The organism is Rhodococcus ruitaii, assembly GCF_055230935.1.
The window spans coordinates 170,109-184,849 of the sequence record NZ_JBUYWC010000011.1; the positions used below are offsets into that span (position 1 = coordinate 170,109).

Sequence of the window (14,741 nt, forward strand, 5' to 3'; positions counted from 1 at the left end):
AGGGTAACGCCCAGACGTGAACGCCCTACGGGCGGAATGCGCAAGACCCTGCTGGGCTACCAGGTCGGGGGTCAGGTAGCCCAGCAGGGTCGTCTGTACTATCGCCGTGCCGGCGGGGGTGTTACACGCATTTCGGACAAAATCTATTGCACGTGCTCGGCACGCGCGGGATCACGCTTCGAGAATTGCCGTCACGCCCTGTCCGCCCGCAGCGCAGATCGAGATGAGACCGCGCGCGGGCTTGCCCGTCTGCTGCTTCTTCCCGTGGAGTGCCTTTGCGAGAGCAGCGACGATGCGGCCGCCGGTCGCGGCGAACGGGTGGCCCGCAGCCAGCGAGGACCCATTGACATTGAGCTTGCTGCGGTCGATCGATCCGAGCGGAGCGTCGAGACCGAGGCGCTGCTTGCAGTAATCGTCCGATTCGAACGCCTGCAGTGTGGCAAGGACCACCGACGCGAACGCCTCGTGGATCTCGTAGAAGTCGAAGTCCTGCAGCGTGAGGCCGTTGCGCTGGAGCAGACGCGGTATGGCGTAGGTGGGTGCCATGAGCAACCCGTCACCGCCGTGTACATAGTCGACGGCGGCGGTCTCGGAGTCGACGAGATACGCGAGGACCGGCAGGTTTCGTTCTGCTGCCCACTCCTCGGTGGACAGCAGGGCTGCGGACGCTCCGTCGGTGAGCGGGGTGGAGTTCCCGGCCGTCATCGTGGCGTCGCCGAGCTTGGTGCCGAACACCGGCTTCAAGGTCGACAGTTTCTCGACCGACGAATCGGGGCGCAGGTTGTCGTCGCGGGTCAGCCCGAGGAACGGGGTGACGAGGTCGTCGAAGAATCCGCGGTCGTACGCGGCGGCCATGTTGTGGTGGCTCTCCACGGCGAGTTCGTCCTGGTCTTCGCGGCGGATCCCGAATTCTTTCGCGGTGATTGCAGCGTGGTCGCCCATCGACAGACCGGTGCGCGGCTCGCCGTTACGCGGGATCTCGATGCCGAGCATCGACGGCCGCACGTTGCCGAGCAGCTTGACGCGCTCGGCTGTGGTGCGGGCGCGGTTGAGGGAGAGCAGGAACTCGCGCAGCGGGTTGCTCACCGCGATCGGAGCGTCGGAGGTCGTGTCGACGCCGCCACCGATCCCGGCATCGATACGCCCGGCTGCGATCGCATCGCCCACCGAGATGATCGACTGCAGGCCGGTGCCGCACGCCTGTTGCAGATCCCACGCGGGGGTGTAGGGGCTCAGGGCGCTACCGAGAACGCTTTCACGGACGAGGTTGAAGTCTCGGCTGTGTTTGAGCACCGCCCCGCCGACGACGGCGCCGAGACGCTCGCCTTGCAGGTTGAAACGACTCACGAGACCGTCGAGGGTTGCAGTGAACATGTCCTGGTTGGACGCGCGTGCGTACCTGCGGTCCGAACGCGCGAACGGGATCCGGTTGCCACCGAGGACGGCGACGCGACGCTGCTGCGTGGAACGAGCCATATGACGCTGCTGCGTGGAACGAGCCATATGACGCGGCTGCGTGGATCGGGCTTTGGTGGTCACTGGCATCTCCCGCATTCAGGTGGACTCGAACTGTGGCTACTATTCTTACTCAGGAGTAAGTTAGTTGTCGACTACAGCATCGACGACCGAATTCGAAGAAGGTGGAAACGTGGCTGACGCCAAGGGCGCACCCAAGCTCTATTCCCAGCTCATCTCGTCCGCACCCGGCTCTTTCCTTGCGAAACAGTTCGGTCTGCCCCAGCCGGAGAAGCTTCGCCGCTACCAGCCCGGCGAGCCGGCGCTGCCCGGCCCCGTCCTCCTCGGCGGCAACGGTCGCCTCGTGGAACCGATCCGCACGCTGCTGCACGAGTACACGTTCGCAGACCCTGCCGACACCGTGTTCGGCGCTCTCGTGTTCGACGCTACCGGCATCAGCGACGCCGCGGGCCTCGAACAGCTCCATACGTTTTTCCAGCCGGTCATCCGGAGCCTCGCGCCCAGCGGGCGCGTCGTCGTCCTCGGCACCGCCCCCGAGGACACGGACTCCGTCGACGAGCAGATCGCGCAGCGTGCCCTCGAAGGCTTCACGCGCAGCCTCGGCAAGGAGCTGCGGCGCGGTGCCACCGTCCAGCTCGTCTACGTCTCGCCGAAGGCCTCGACCGGTCTGTCCGGCGTCGAGTCGACGTTGCGCTTTCTGCTGTCCGCCAAGTCGGCGTTCGTCGACGGCCAGGTCGTCCGCGTCGGCGACGGCGACGCCACCGCCCCCGCGTCGTGGGACAAGCCGCTCGACGGGAAGGTCGCGGTCGTCACCGGTGCCGCGCGCGGCATCGGCGCGACGATCGCAGAGGTCCTCGCCCGCGACGGCGCAACGGTCATCGCAGCAGACGTCCCTGCTGCCGGTGAAGCGCTGTCGCAGACCGCCAACCGCGTGGGTGGCACGTCCGTCCCGCTCGACGTCACCGCTGCCGATGCCGGCGACAAACTTGCCGCACACCTGCTCGAGCGACACGGCGGCGCCGACATCATCGTCCACAACGCCGGCATCACCCGCGACAAGCTGCTCGCCAACATGGACGGCGGCAAGTGGAACTCGGTGATGGCCGTGAACCTCGTGGCCCCGCAGAAAATCACCGAGGCCCTCGTCGCGAAGGGGGCGCTGAAGGAGGGCGGTCGCGTGATCGACGTGTCGTCGATCGCAGGCATCGCAGGCAACCGCGGGCAGACCAACTACGGTGCATCCAAGGCGGGCGTCATCGGTCTCGTACAGGCCACCGCGCCCGTCCTCGCGAAGAAGAAGATCACCATCAACGCCGTCGCGCCGGGCTTCATCGAAACTGCGATGACCGCCGCGGTCCCGCTCGCGACCCGCGAAGGTGGCCGCCTGATGAGCTCACTGAACCAGGGCGGCGAGACCGTCGACGTCGCCGAGACCGTGGCCTGGTTCGCGAACCCCGCGTCGAGCGCCGTCACCGGGCAGGTCGTGCGGGTCTGCGGCCAGTCCATGCTGGGGGCTTGATGAGCGAGATCGAACTGTCGGAGAGCCCGTCGATCCTCGGCGTCTACGGTCGCGCCGTGCTGTCGGCGCTGCCGGTCGTGGGGGCATCCGGCGATTCGCTGCCCGACGACACGCTGGTGCTCCGCGACCTGCGGGTCGATCCCGACAACCTCGCCGAGTACGCAAGAGTGTGCGGTCTGCGTTTCGGCGACACGTTGCCGCTGACGTATCCGTTCATCCTCACGTTCCCGCTCGTGATGAAACTGATGGTGTCCAAGGGGTTTCCGTTCGCGGCGATCGGTTCGGTGCATGCCGAGAACGTGATCGAGCAAGTGCGGCCGATCTCCGTCACCGAGCCCCTCGACCTGCGTGTGCACGCCGAGAACATGCGTGAACACCGCAAGGGCTTGCTCGTCGACGTCGTCACCGTCGTCAAGGTGGGGCGCGAGACGGTGTGGCGCCAGACCTCGACGTTTCTGCATCAGCAGCGCACGTCGCTCTCGGGTGAGCCGAAGCCGGAACCGAAGACCGAGGAGATCCCGGCCGTCCCCACCGCCACGCTGCGCGTCGACCAGAAGACGATCGACAGGTACGCGGCGGTGTCGGGCGATCGCAATCCGATTCACGTGTCGTCACTGGGCGCGAAGGCCTTCGGGTTCCCGAAATCCATCGCGCACGGAATGTGGACCGCCGCAGCGACACTGTCGACGGTGGAAGGGCGGATCCCCGAGAAGGTCACCTACTCGGTGCGGTTCGGCAAGCCCGTGCTCCTACCGTCGTCGCTGAGCCTCTACGCGCAGCACGAGAGCGATCATGACGGAAAGGCAGGCGGCTGGGATCTCGCGGTGCGGCACCCGAAGAAGCAGTACCCGCACCTCACCGCGACCCTGCGCTGAATCCCCACAGCACTCGTCCGCGTCTCTCGCGTGCGGCGAGGGAAGAGGGTGCGCCGGGGCGCGATGGGGGCGTCCCGGCGCACCGTTCCGAGAAGAAGTCCGATCAGCCCGGCTGATCGGACTTCTTCTTGCCTGCCAGGCCGCGCCACGCGAGGTTCTCGAGCAGGTCCGCGGCCTTCTCGACGTCGATCTCGCCGCCTGCGACACGGTCCGCGACGGCTTCGCCTGCCCCGACGAGCGCAACGGCCATGATCTGGAAGTCGGTTCCGGGTTCCGGGTCGCGTGTGCTGGATTCGAGGAGATGGGCGGTCAATTCGATCAACTGATCGCGACTGTTCTGCACCGAACCGGCGAAGGCCTGCTGCCCGAATGCCTGCCGGTAGAGCACCATCCACGAGTTGCGGTGGGCGTCGACGAAACCGAGGAACGACTCCAGCGCCACGCGCAACTGTTCGCGCGGCGACAGCGACAGATCGCCGGCGGGCTTGAGCGCCTCGACGAACGCCTGCCCCTCGCGGCTGATGCACGCGGCGAACAGTTCGTCCTTCGACCCGTAGTAGAGGTAGAGCATCGGCTTCGAGATCGCCGCACGCGCCGCGATCGCATCCATCGACGCGTCATGAAACCCGTTTTCGGAGAACACATCCACGGCGGCGTCGAGCATCTGCTGCTCTCGCACCGCACGGGGCAGTCGCTTGGTACCGCCGGCCATGACTCCTCCAACACCTACGTGACGAACAAGTTCTTACTCTACGGTAGGGAGTCGGAGTCCACCGCGTGATCGACGCGTTCTCAGCAGTCGAGCGCGCCCTTGGCACGCGCGACGGTGCGGACGGACTCGTCGACCTGCGCTGCGGGCAGCTCACCCGAGGTCACTGCGTTCTCGAGGTGATCGAGAACGGCCGGAACCTGGTCGGTGGTCAGCCACAACGCCTGGTCGACGCCCGCGACCAACGCGGCCTCGACCGCTTCGGTGATCGGATAGGTATCGGTGATCGCCTGCATTCCCGACAGATCGTCGGTGAAGATCACACCGTCGAAGGGGCGACCGCCATAGCCGGTACCCGTTCGCAGCAGGTCCACCGCAGCGGGGCTGATGCTGGCGGGGACCCCGTCCGTCAGGCCGGGTACGTCCAGGTGCCCGAGCATCACCGCGACGTCGGACGAGACCAACTCCCGGTAGGGCAGGAGGTCCTTGGCGACGAGTTCGTCGAACGGCGGGGTGCTCACGGCACCGGTATGCGAATCACCCGACGCAGAGCCGTGACCGGGGAAGTGCTTGAGCACCGGCAGGATGCCGGCGTCTTGCAGCCCGCGGGCGTACGCGCCAGCGTAGTCGGTGACGACAGCCGGGTCGTCGGAGTAGGAACGGTCGCCGATCACAGAGTTGTCGGGCTGATCACTGACATCCACGTCGGGTGCGTAATTCACGGTGATCCCGAGTTCACGCAGCTCCTGCCCTCGCTCGAACGCCATCCCGTACGTCTCGTCGATGGTCATGGTCTGCGCTGTGGCGCGGGCCGACGGGTCGGGGCCGAGCAGTTCGCCCACCCGCGACACGCGACCCCCTTCTTCGTCGATCGTCACCATCAACGGCAGCGGGCTCTGCGCCGCGACTCCCGGGATCTGACGTTCCGCCAGCATCGCGGGGTCGGTCCAGCTGCCGACGAAGATGCCGCCGATCTGTTCCGCCTGGATCATTGCCAGCGCGTCGTCGGCACCGGTGACACCGACGTTGAGCAACTGCGCGAGTTTCTGACGCAACGACAGCGACGCGAGCAGGTCGTCGCCGCACACAGCAGGCTGCGCGGACGACGCCGGAGTGGCCGACTGCGGCGGTGCCGATTCCGTGGACGTCGACTCCGGCGCGGGGGCGTCGGCGCTGTCGCCGGCACCGCAGGCCGTGACCGCGAGTGCCGAGGTGAGAACGACGGCGAGGCTGTGTCGAATCCGCATGATCCTCGACGGTAGCCGACTCGTGTAGGTGCCTCCCCACCACCCGCTCAGGCGAGGTATCGTGCACCCAGCCACTGCTGATACGAGAGCTTTCACGTACACGACCTGGAGGAGTGCACGTTGGCCGCAGACCTGATTCTCATTGCTTACGACGGATCCGAGAACTCCAAGCGCGCCGTGCAATACGCGGGTCGTTTCCTCGAATCGTGCCGTGCCATCGTCGTCACCGCGTGGGAGCCCATGGTCCGCCAGGCCGCGCGGATGTCGGGCCTGTCGGGTGTCATGCAGCCCGAATGGGTGCCGGACGAGGAGAACGAGGACGTGGCTCTGTCCGACGCGAAGGTGACCAACAGGGAAGGCCTCGAGCTCGCCAACTCTCTCGGTCTCCATGCCGAGGGTCGCACCGTCGAAGTCGTCAACGCGGTGTGGGCGGCCATCATCGAAGCCGCCGACGAACTGGACGTCGACATCATCGTCACCGGCACCCGCGGCACCACAGGGCTGCGTTCGCTATTGCAGTCCTCGGTCGCCGACCACGTGCTCCGCCACAGTCATCGACCGGTCCTGATCGTGCCTCCCGGCCGCTGACGTCCCACTCCACGGAATCCCCCGCACTACGAGCGGAACGGCGTGTGGGCGATATTGTCGTCTCACCATGGACGGATTCCTGCTCTCGCGCGCCGATCGTTGTGTACACGCCATCGGGACGCGGCGCCTGTTCTCCGATGTCGCCACGGCCTCGACGGCTCTGCGCCGCGGCAAGGCCGATCTGATCGTCGGTGCGCTGCCTTTCGCCCCGGACCGAGCAGTCGCGCTGACCGAACCCGAGACCGTCGCGATCACCGACGGACCGTGGCAGGCCCCCGCCGATCTCCCCGATCTGCCTCCGGTGCGGATGACTGCACAGATTCCCCTCCCCCGCATCCATTCCGCGCGGGTGCGTTCGCTCGTCGAGCGGCTCGAACTCGGCGAGTTCGACAAGGTGGTCGCGGCGCGACGAGTGACGCTCGAGGCCGACGAACCGATCGACCCGCTGTCACTGGCTGCACGCATGATCGAACGCCACCCCGACGCGACGACCTACGCGCTCGACCTCAGCGCGGCAGACGAACGGTACTGGGGCCACACCCTCGTCGGCGCGACACCGGAACTGCTGGTCAGCGTGCGCGGCGCGCGCGTGACGTGCCGGCCACTTGCCGGTACCGCCGCCCGCCAGGCCGATCCGGATGCCGATCGCAAGGCCGGTGAGGAGCTGCTGACGTCGCCGAAGAACCTGGCCGAGCACGCGTTCGTCATCGACTGGATCCGATCGCGGCTGACCCCGCTGTGCAGCGACCTCGACATCCCCGCCGGACCGGAGCTGACGTCGACGCCGGACGTGTGGCATCTCGCGACCCCGATCACCGGGACGCTGCGCGATCCAGGTACCGACGCGCTCACCGTCGCCGCAACCCTGCACCCGACACCTGCGGTCGCGGGGACGCCCACCGAAGCGGCCCTCGCGACGATCCGGGCGACCGAAGGCAACCGCCGCTTCTACGGCGGTGCGGTCGGCTGGTGCGACTCGAACGGCGACGGCGACTGGCTCGTCGCGATCCGCTGCGCCGAGATCAGCTCCGACGGGCTGCGGGCCGTCACGTGGGCCGGCGGTGGCATCGTCGCGGAGTCCGATCCCGACGACGAACTCGCCGAGACCACCGCGAAGCTACGCACGTTGCTGGGCACCATCGGACTCTGAACCGCCGAACACGGTGCGCTGGCATCGTCTCCGTGATCCACGGGTGATACCTTGACGCGGAGCCAAACGACGTGAGTCGATCGATGATGGGGAGTTGGGTATGGGGAAGTTCCTGGGACCAGGCTTGATCAGCGCGGTGGCAGGCGTCGTGGTCGGCGCTGTCGCGGTATTCGGAGTCACAGCCGCGGTGTCCGAGAATTCTCGTCCCGATATCGATCGCAGCGGCAACGCTGACTCGTCTCTCCTGAACCAGGTTGAATACGGCAGCCGCTGACGGCGCCGGCAACGTTTCGAGTTCACGTACGCACGGCGCCGCGGACCCTTCCGGCGCCAGGTCTTCGCAGTCCGGGGAAATGCAGCCGTCCGCGGAACCACTGTCGCGACGGTGGCTGTATGTTGTCACCGCCGTCGCATTTGTGCTGTCGTTCGCTCAGGTCCCCGGTCTGATCGTTGCTGATACCAAATACGACCTGACGCAGAACCCGATCGGTTTCCTCACACGCGCGGCCCACCAATGGAGCAGCGTGGCACCGCTCGGGCAGGTGCAGAATCAGGCGTACGGGTACTTCTTTCCCCACGGTTCGTTCTTCGCTCTCGGCCAGCTTCTGCACATCCCCCCGTGGATCACGCAGCGTCTGTGGTGGGTGCTGCTGCTCGTCGCGGGTTTCTGGGGTCTGATCCGGCTCGCTGAAGCACTCGGAATCGGCAGCCGTAGTTCGCGGGTGATCGCGGCAACCGTGTTCGTGTTGTCGCCGCGCGTCCTGACGACTCTCGGGTCGATCTCCTCGGAAGCACATCCGCTGATGCTTGCGCCGTGGGTGCTCCTGCCCCTGGTGCGCTATCTGAACGGGCGGGATACCCTCTCGCACCGTGTGCTCGCCGCGCAGTCCGCCGTCGCCGTCGCTCTGATGGGCGCGATCAACGCCGTCGCCACCGCCGCAGCCTGCCTCGTCGCGGCGCTGTGGTGGATCGCGCACCGGCCGAACCGACGCTGGTGGCGTTTCACCGTCTGGTGGTTGCCACTGTGCGTGGTCGCGGTGACGTGGTGGATGGTGCCGTTGCTGTTGCTCGGCAGGGTCAGCCCCCCGTTCCTGGACTTCATCGAGTCGTCCGGAGTGACGACGCAGTGGACGTCTCTGGCCGAGACACTGCGCGGCACCAGCAGCTGGACGCCGTTCGTGTCGCCGGAGCGGATCGCCGGCGCCGTACTGGTCACCCAGCCCGCCGCGGTGCTCGTCACCGGCCTGCTCGCCGCCGCAGGGCTCGCGGGCCTGGCGATGCGGACGATGCCCGCGCGTGGGCGATGGACCCTGATCCTGCTCGTCGGTGTCGCAGGGCTCGGCGCCGGATACGTCGGCGAGCTGAGTTCCCCGCTCGCCGAACAGGTGCGCCTGTTCCTCGATTCCGCGGGTGCGCCCCTGCGCAACGTGCACAAACTCGAGCCGCTGGTGCGGCTCCCGCTCGTCCTCGGGTTGGCGCACCTGCTGCGGTGGGTGCCTTTGCCTGGTTCGGTGCCGTGGCGCCGCGCCCGCACCGCGTTCGCGCATCCCGAACGCAACCCGATGGTCGCCTTCTCCACCTTGGTCCTCGTGGCCGCGACCCTCGCGACCTCGCTCGCGTGGACGGGAAAGCTCGCACCCCGCGGCGCGTACGACGAGGTACCCGAATACTGGCGCGAGACCGCACAGTGGCTCGACGAGCACACCGACGAACGCGGCGAACGCGCCCTGATCCTTCCCGGAGCACCGTTCGGCAGCCAGATCTGGGGTCTGACCCGCGACGAGCCGATCCAGGCTCTCGCGTCCACGCCGTGGGTCTCACGCGACGCGGTGCCGTTGGTGCCCCCGGGCGCGATCCGCGCCCTCGATTCCGTGCAGCGGCTCATCGCCGACGGTCGCCCGTCTCCCGGGCTCGCGGCGACACTGCGCGGCATGGGAATCGGCTACCTGGTGGTGCGCAACGACCTCGATCCCGACACCTCCCCCTCGGCACGGCCTGCGCTGGTACACCGGGCCGTCGAGGGATCACCGGGAATCGAGCGGGTCGCCGAGTTCGGCTCGGAGATCGAACGCGCTCAGCCGGACGACGTCGTCGCCGACGCCGACCTGCGTCCTGCGTATCGGGCGGTGGAGATCTATCGGGTCGACGAACCAGCGGACGCTCCGGTCGGCCCGTACGCGGTGGACACCGCATCGGTCCCCGTCGTGCAGGGCGGGCCCGAATCATTGCTGAGCCTGAACACCACCGACCCCACTCATGTGGGTCCGAGAGTGTTCGCGGCGGACGGTGCACGTGCGGGCCGGGACGCGGATGCCGGACAGGACCCGAGCACGCTGACGGTGACCGACACCCCCACCGATCGGGAAACCGACTACGGGCAGGTCGATCACCATTCATCGACGATCCGCGCCGAAGGTGACGCGCGCCGCACGCACAATCTGGTGCCCGACTATCCCGTCCCCGACACCGACCTCGTACAGGCCGAGTGGGAGGGAGCCCGGATCAGCGTGTCGAGTGCGGCATCGGACGCCACGCAGCTCGGTGGGACGTCGGTCGGCAGTGGCTCGGCCGCCGCGATCGACGGTGACCCGACAACCGGCTGGCACAGCAACGGTCTCGAATCCGCGATCGGGCAATGGCTGCAACTCGATCTCGACACCCCGATCGATGCGGGCATCCTGCACCTGACAACAAGTTCCGGTGCGCTGGGTGCACCGGTGAAATGGCTCGAGGTGACCACCGACCGGGGAAGCACCGCGGTCCGTGTCGAGGAGCCGGGCACCCCGCAGACCGTGGCGTTGCCGCTGGGTACGACGACGTGGATCCGGATCACCGCGACGTATGCCGAAGGGGGCAGCCGCGGCAACCAGTTCGGGCTGTCCGAAGTCGCACTCGAGGACCACACCGACCGCACCGACCCGCAGTTCCTCGACATCCGGCGCCGCATCGTCGTCCCCGGCCCCGCTGACGGCGCCTCGGTGCGCGGCTGGGATCTTCGGCAGGAATTCCCGGGTCGCGGTAGTTGCATCGACACCCCCGACCGGGTGCGGTGCGCATTCGGGCTGTCCACCGCACCCGAGGAACCGAATCTGTTCACGCGCACGCTGAACGTGCCGGTCGAGTCGTGGGTGACCCCGCAGTTGTGGGTGCGTGCCCGCCCCGGGCCGGCCCTCGACGAGGTGATCGACCGGTCCGATCGGGTCGTTGCCCGAGGCCCCGCCGACGTGGTGGATCTGCAGGGTTCGGCGTTCGCCGCCACCGACGGTGATCCGCGGACGTCGTGGACAGCGGAGGAAAGCTCCCTCGAGCCCGGCGCTCCGCACCCGACCTTGACCCTCGATTTGCCGTCACCGCAGGTGGTGACGGGTCTCGATCTCGCGACATCGTTGGGAGCGCTCCCGGCGACACCCACCCGGGTCGTCGTGAACCTCGGCAACGGCCCGCAGGTCCGGGAACTCGACGAGGACTCCTCGGCGACATTCGGTGCCGATGGCACGGCGATCGAGGTGACACCACACCTCACCGACCGGGTGCAACTCACCCTCGTCGATCACGACCACATGATCGATCGCACGATTCTCGGGTTCTCGAAGGAGACGCCGCCGGGGCTTGCCGAGATCACCGTTCTCGGTGAGGACGGCCCGATCGGCGCACAAGATCCGATCTACGATCGCGTCGTCACCGTCGGGTGCGACGCGGGGCCCGTGATCACGATCGACGGCCGTAGCTACCGCACCTCGGTCACCGGAACCGTCCGCGACCTCGCGGAGGGCGCGGAGGTGCCGGCGACCCTGTGCGACACCGACACGGTCGGGATGTCGGCGGGACGGATCGATGTGGACGTCGAGCCGGGTACCGCCTTCGTGGCGTCGAGCCTGCAGTTGCCGCTCGCGGGTGCGGAACCACCGCGCACCGATCCCGTGGAACTCGAGAGGGGAGTGTGGACGGAGAACCTGCGTGAGCTGCAGCTGCCCCCTTCCGATTCGGATCGGCTGATCGTGGTTCCGGAAAGCACGAACGTCGGGTGGGTCGCCGCCGCCCCGGACGGCACCGAGTTGACGCCGGTGGTGGTGGACGGATGGCAGCAGGGCTGGATCGTCCCCGCCGGAACAATGCCGTCGGATGGTGGGGGAACGGTCACTCTCGAGTTCGCGACCGATCGCTGGTACCGCCTGGGAATCTTCGGTGGCCTTCTACTCCTGCTTCCCCTGTTCGCCCTCGCACTCCGCCCCCTCCGGCGCCGCCGACCGGTGCCTGAGCCCGGTCCCGCGCCACGGACGTGGCATTCGGCCACCGTCGCGCTCGTCGGGGTCGCAGCCGCTTTCGGCGTCGTCGCCGGTGGCGTGGGAGTCGCCGTGACGGCGCTCGCCGCGGCTGGTGCGATCGCTGCCGCGGCGCGGTGGGGTTCCACGGCGGTGTCGCGGACCCTCGTCGGTGTCGGCGGCGGGTCGACGATGCTCGCGATGGCGCTGTTGTCGACAGGACCGTGGCGCTCCCCCGACGGCTACGTCGGGCACTCGTACCTGGTTCAGTTCACGGCGCTGCTCGGACTTGTCGCGGTGGGTGTCGCGGCAGCCCGCGCGCCGGAGTTGCCCGAGGCCTGGCGGCGGCGTTCCCAGCGGCGGAACGCCCGCCGGGCCGGTTCTTCGACGAATGCGTAGCTCACGGACGCCACTGCGACGCTCAGCACGAGTGTCACGGTCAGCACGAACCAGAAGCGTCCCTGGAAGGCGGGGATCCCGAACACCGGCAGGACGACGGCGAGCACGGCGAGATGCCAGATGAAGATGCTGTACGACCAGCGGCCGATCGCCAGTGCGAGCGGACTCGCCAGGATGCGATGTTCGGTGCGCGGTGCGAGCACCAGCGGCGCCAGCAGTGCGAAACTCATGAGCGCGCCCAGCACGATCTTGCCGTTGTACTCCCACGGTTCGAGCGTGGTGAGGGTCTCCGGACCTGCGAGCGGTGTGATCGCGAGACCGAACGCGACGAGCGCCACGACCGCCATGACGTGCCGTTTCGCGGCCAGACGATGCATCCACGTCGGGGGGTGCACGGCGAGTTCGGCGAGGATCATACCCGCGGCGAACCACGGTATGTAGCCGGGCAACCAGTTGTCGTGGTTGATGTGGTCCGGTGTCGCCACGGGCATCCACACCCATGCCAGCGACAGCACGGCCGCACTCAGCAGGATCGGGATCCGGAAGCGGGCTGTGCCGCCGCGTAGTCGGCTCACCGACCAGGCAAGCAGCGGCAGCGCGATATAGAAGGCCATCTCCACCGAGAGGCTCCACATCTGGGTGAGTCCCTCGGTGAGGCTCAGCGGAACGAACACCTGCACCAGCGCAAGGTTGGCCCACCACACCGTCGGGCCACCACCCGCGCCGGGGAGCAGCCACAGGATGAGGATCACCGCCACCCAGTAGGCTGGCAGGATCCGGGCGGCGCGCGAGACGAAGTAGCGACGTGTCGACGGACGAGCACCCTCCCCGCGTGCGGCGGCCGCATGCGGGCGCCACAACAGGAACCCGGAGAGCGCGAAGAACAGCGCCACCGCGAGGTCGAATCGACCCCATACCCTGCCGATCCAGGGATCATGAACCGCTCCGGTCTGGAATGCGACGTGGGTGATCAGCACACCAACGGCGGCAATTCCTCGCATGCCTTCCAGCGCGGGGAGGAAGCCTCCCGCGGGTCGGGGCGGAACTGTGGGAGAGGTCATCGGCGACCAGTGTGCCGTGTAGTGCCCGATACGAGAAGTGTGGCCCCCACGGCGTGCGGGCGCGCACCACCGAAGCCCGGACTGTTAGTGTCTGGGCTCACGTGGTGTTCGCGGGTCGGATGCCAGACGATCCGTGCAGCCCTGCTGCCGGTGGGGGTACTCGATGGAACCGTTGAGTGAGGAGATACAGCATGGCTGAGCGTTCCAGCTCGGGCCGGATACTGGCGATGATTCTGGTGGGCTTGGGGACATTCCTCCTGGCCATCGCGATTCTGATCCCGACGTACACCGTCGGGAAGCTGAAGAAGACGCCGCTCGACCTCGAGGTGACCACGGTCGCCGACGGCACGGGCGACATTCTGAATTCGAGTGCGCTGCTCGCCGGTAACGCTCAGGTCGACACCGATGTCCCGATCGTGGCTCAGCGCTTCGTCACGGTCGAGGATCCTGCGGACGGCGAGATCATGACGCTCCAGGCCGGCCAGACGGTGCGCCGCCTCGACATGCAGGGCGACACCGGGCTCGTGTCCGCGACCGTCGACCGCCTCACGATCGACCGGGTGTCGTCGATGCCGGTGTCGGAGGAGGAGTACCCGGATCGGGTGAGCACGATCCAGACGTCCGCGGATTCGCCGGGCGAGGAGATCGACAACCGCGACGGTCTGCAGTACAAGTTCCCGTTCGACGTGAAGCAGGAGTCGTACCCGTACTACGACAACAATGCGCGCCAGACCTTCCCCATCGACTTCGTCGGTGAGGAAGAGATCAACGGCATGCCCGTATACCACTTCAGTCAGGAGATCGGCCCGATCGATCTGTCGGAGGCCGATCCGAGCGCCCCGACCTACAAGCTCGAACTACCTGCGTCGACGTGGGGTGTCGGTGAAGGCGACGAACCCGTCGAGATGACCCGCTGGTACAACAACGTCCGCGACCTGTGGGTCGACCCGATCACCGGCGTCATCGTCAAGGGCCAGGAAGCGCAGGATCAATACTATGCACGCGAGGCAGACACCCCCGAGGTCACCGTCCTCAACGTGACGCTGCCGTTCGACGAGCCCACGATCGAGTTCCAGCTCGAGCAGGCCCGCGACGGTCAGGACCAACTGTCGCTCTTCGGTAAGACCCTGCCGATCGTCGCCGGAATCCTCGGTGTCATCCTGCTGGTCGTCGGCTTCGTCCTCGGTCTCCGCGGTGGTGGAAACGGCGGTCGCCGTGCAGCCGCGCCGGGCAGCCCCGCTCCTGCGGGTCCGGCCTCTGCGGCAGCAACGGGTGCAGGTGGTGCGCATGCCGCCGACACGCAACGCGACTTCACGGACGACCGCACCGAGGTGATTCCGCGCTCGGATCTCCCGCAAGAGCCGGAGCAGCGGGACTGGACGACCGACCAGACACAGGAGATTCCCCGCACAGACCTGAACAAGCCCCCCACTCAGGACTGATCGAGACCGGACG

At 67.6% G+C, this 14,741-nt stretch carries 10 protein-coding genes and 1 pseudogene; 7 read left to right on the top strand and 4 right to left on the bottom strand.

Annotated elements, in window-relative coordinates; genetic code table 11:
* Positions 1 to 171 precede the first annotated feature (171 nt).
* Entirely contained in the window at positions 172 to 1,539 is a 1,368-nt protein-coding gene (locus ACZI8W_RS16220) for an acetyl-CoA C-acetyltransferase (protein ID WP_463369523.1), read from the bottom strand.
* Positions 1,540 to 1,648: 109 nt separating this feature from the next.
* Between ACZI8W_RS16220 and ACZI8W_RS16225 the strand changes: the two genes are divergently transcribed.
* Positions 1,649 to 2,995, top strand: coding sequence for a 3-oxoacyl-ACP reductase (locus ACZI8W_RS16225; RefSeq protein WP_463369524.1), 1,347 nt, complete (start codon positions 1,649 to 1,651; stop codon positions 2,993 to 2,995).
* On the top strand, positions 2,995 to 3,870 hold the full coding sequence (locus tag ACZI8W_RS16230) for a MaoC/PaaZ C-terminal domain-containing protein (RefSeq protein WP_463369525.1): 876 nt from the start codon (positions 2,995 to 2,997) through the stop codon (positions 3,868 to 3,870). The genes ACZI8W_RS16225 and ACZI8W_RS16230 overlap by 1 nt, the downstream gene beginning before the upstream one ends.
* A 103-nt stretch (positions 3,871 to 3,973) precedes the next feature.
* Here ACZI8W_RS16230 and ACZI8W_RS16235 read toward each other — a convergent pair whose 3' ends face one another.
* Both ACZI8W_RS16235 and ACZI8W_RS16240 read right to left on the bottom strand, forming a co-directional pair.
* Positions 3,974 to 4,582 carry a TetR/AcrR family transcriptional regulator gene (locus ACZI8W_RS16235; protein ID WP_463369526.1) on the bottom strand — a complete coding sequence of 203 codons (609 nt, stop codon included), beginning with the start codon at positions 4,580 to 4,582 and terminating at the stop codon, positions 3,974 to 3,976.
* An 80-nt stretch (positions 4,583 to 4,662) separates the two neighbouring features.
* Positions 4,663 to 5,826: a glycoside hydrolase family 3 N-terminal domain-containing protein gene (locus ACZI8W_RS16240; RefSeq protein ID WP_463369527.1), complete on the bottom strand. Its 1,164-nt coding sequence runs from the start codon at positions 5,824 to 5,826 to the stop codon at positions 4,663 to 4,665.
* 120 nt (positions 5,827 to 5,946) lie between these two features.
* Between ACZI8W_RS16240 and ACZI8W_RS16245 the strand changes: the two genes are divergently transcribed.
* From ACZI8W_RS16245 to ACZI8W_RS16260, 4 genes are all read left to right on the top strand, one after another.
* Positions 5,947 to 6,414, top strand: coding sequence for a universal stress protein (locus tag ACZI8W_RS16245; protein WP_054718659.1), 468 nt, complete (start codon positions 5,947 to 5,949; stop codon positions 6,412 to 6,414).
* Between the two features lie 67 nt (positions 6,415 to 6,481).
* A complete protein-coding gene (locus ACZI8W_RS16250) occupies positions 6,482 to 7,564 on the top strand; it encodes an isochorismate synthase (protein WP_463369528.1) in 1,083 nt (360 codons plus the stop codon).
* Positions 7,565 to 7,664: 100 nt separating this feature from the next.
* The gene (locus tag ACZI8W_RS16255) at positions 7,665 to 7,838 is read left to right on the top strand and encodes a DUF2613 domain-containing protein (RefSeq protein ID WP_463369529.1); all 174 of its coding nucleotides are present in this window, start codon (positions 7,665 to 7,667) and stop codon (positions 7,836 to 7,838) included.
* Positions 7,839 to 7,917: 79 nt separating this feature from the next.
* Complete coding sequence (locus ACZI8W_RS16260) at positions 7,918 to 12,225, top strand: alpha-(1->3)-arabinofuranosyltransferase domain-containing protein (protein ID WP_463369530.1); 4,308 nt, start codon at positions 7,918 to 7,920, stop codon at positions 12,223 to 12,225.
* A gap of 20 nt (positions 12,226 to 12,245) precedes the next feature.
* Here the strand turns inward: ACZI8W_RS16260 and ACZI8W_RS16265 are convergent.
* Positions 12,246 to 13,286, bottom strand: a pseudogene (locus tag ACZI8W_RS16265) (acyltransferase family protein); the annotation flags it as partial.
* 191 nt (positions 13,287 to 13,477) lie between these two features.
* Here ACZI8W_RS16265 and ACZI8W_RS16270 point away from each other — a divergent pair.
* Positions 13,478 to 14,728, top strand: a complete 1,251-nt coding sequence (locus ACZI8W_RS16270; RefSeq protein WP_463369531.1) for a cell envelope lipid trafficking protein PgfA — start codon at positions 13,478 to 13,480, stop codon at positions 14,726 to 14,728.
* Positions 14,729 to 14,741: the final 13 nt, after the last annotated feature.

Bases quoted from the DNA above. Each gene is read 5' to 3' on its own strand.
- ACZI8W_RS16230 (WP_463369525.1), top strand. From the start codon at position 2,995: ATGAGCGAGATCGAACTGTCGGAGAGCCCGTCGATCCTCGGCGTCTAC.
- ACZI8W_RS16235 (WP_463369526.1), bottom strand. From the start codon at position 4,582: ATGGCCGGCGGTACCAAGCGACTGCCCCGTGCGGTGCGAGAGCAGCAG.
- ACZI8W_RS16240 (WP_463369527.1), bottom strand. From the start codon at position 5,826: ATGCGGATTCGACACAGCCTCGCCGTCGTTCTCACCTCGGCACTCGCG.
- ACZI8W_RS16250 (WP_463369528.1), top strand. From the start codon at position 6,482: ATGGACGGATTCCTGCTCTCGCGCGCCGATCGTTGTGTACACGCCATC.
- ACZI8W_RS16255 (WP_463369529.1), top strand. From the start codon at position 7,665: ATGGGGAAGTTCCTGGGACCAGGCTTGATCAGCGCGGTGGCAGGCGTC.
- ACZI8W_RS16260 (WP_463369530.1), top strand. From the start codon at position 7,918: ATGCAGCCGTCCGCGGAACCACTGTCGCGACGGTGGCTGTATGTTGTC.
- ACZI8W_RS16270 (WP_463369531.1), top strand. From the start codon at position 13,478: ATGGCTGAGCGTTCCAGCTCGGGCCGGATACTGGCGATGATTCTGGTG.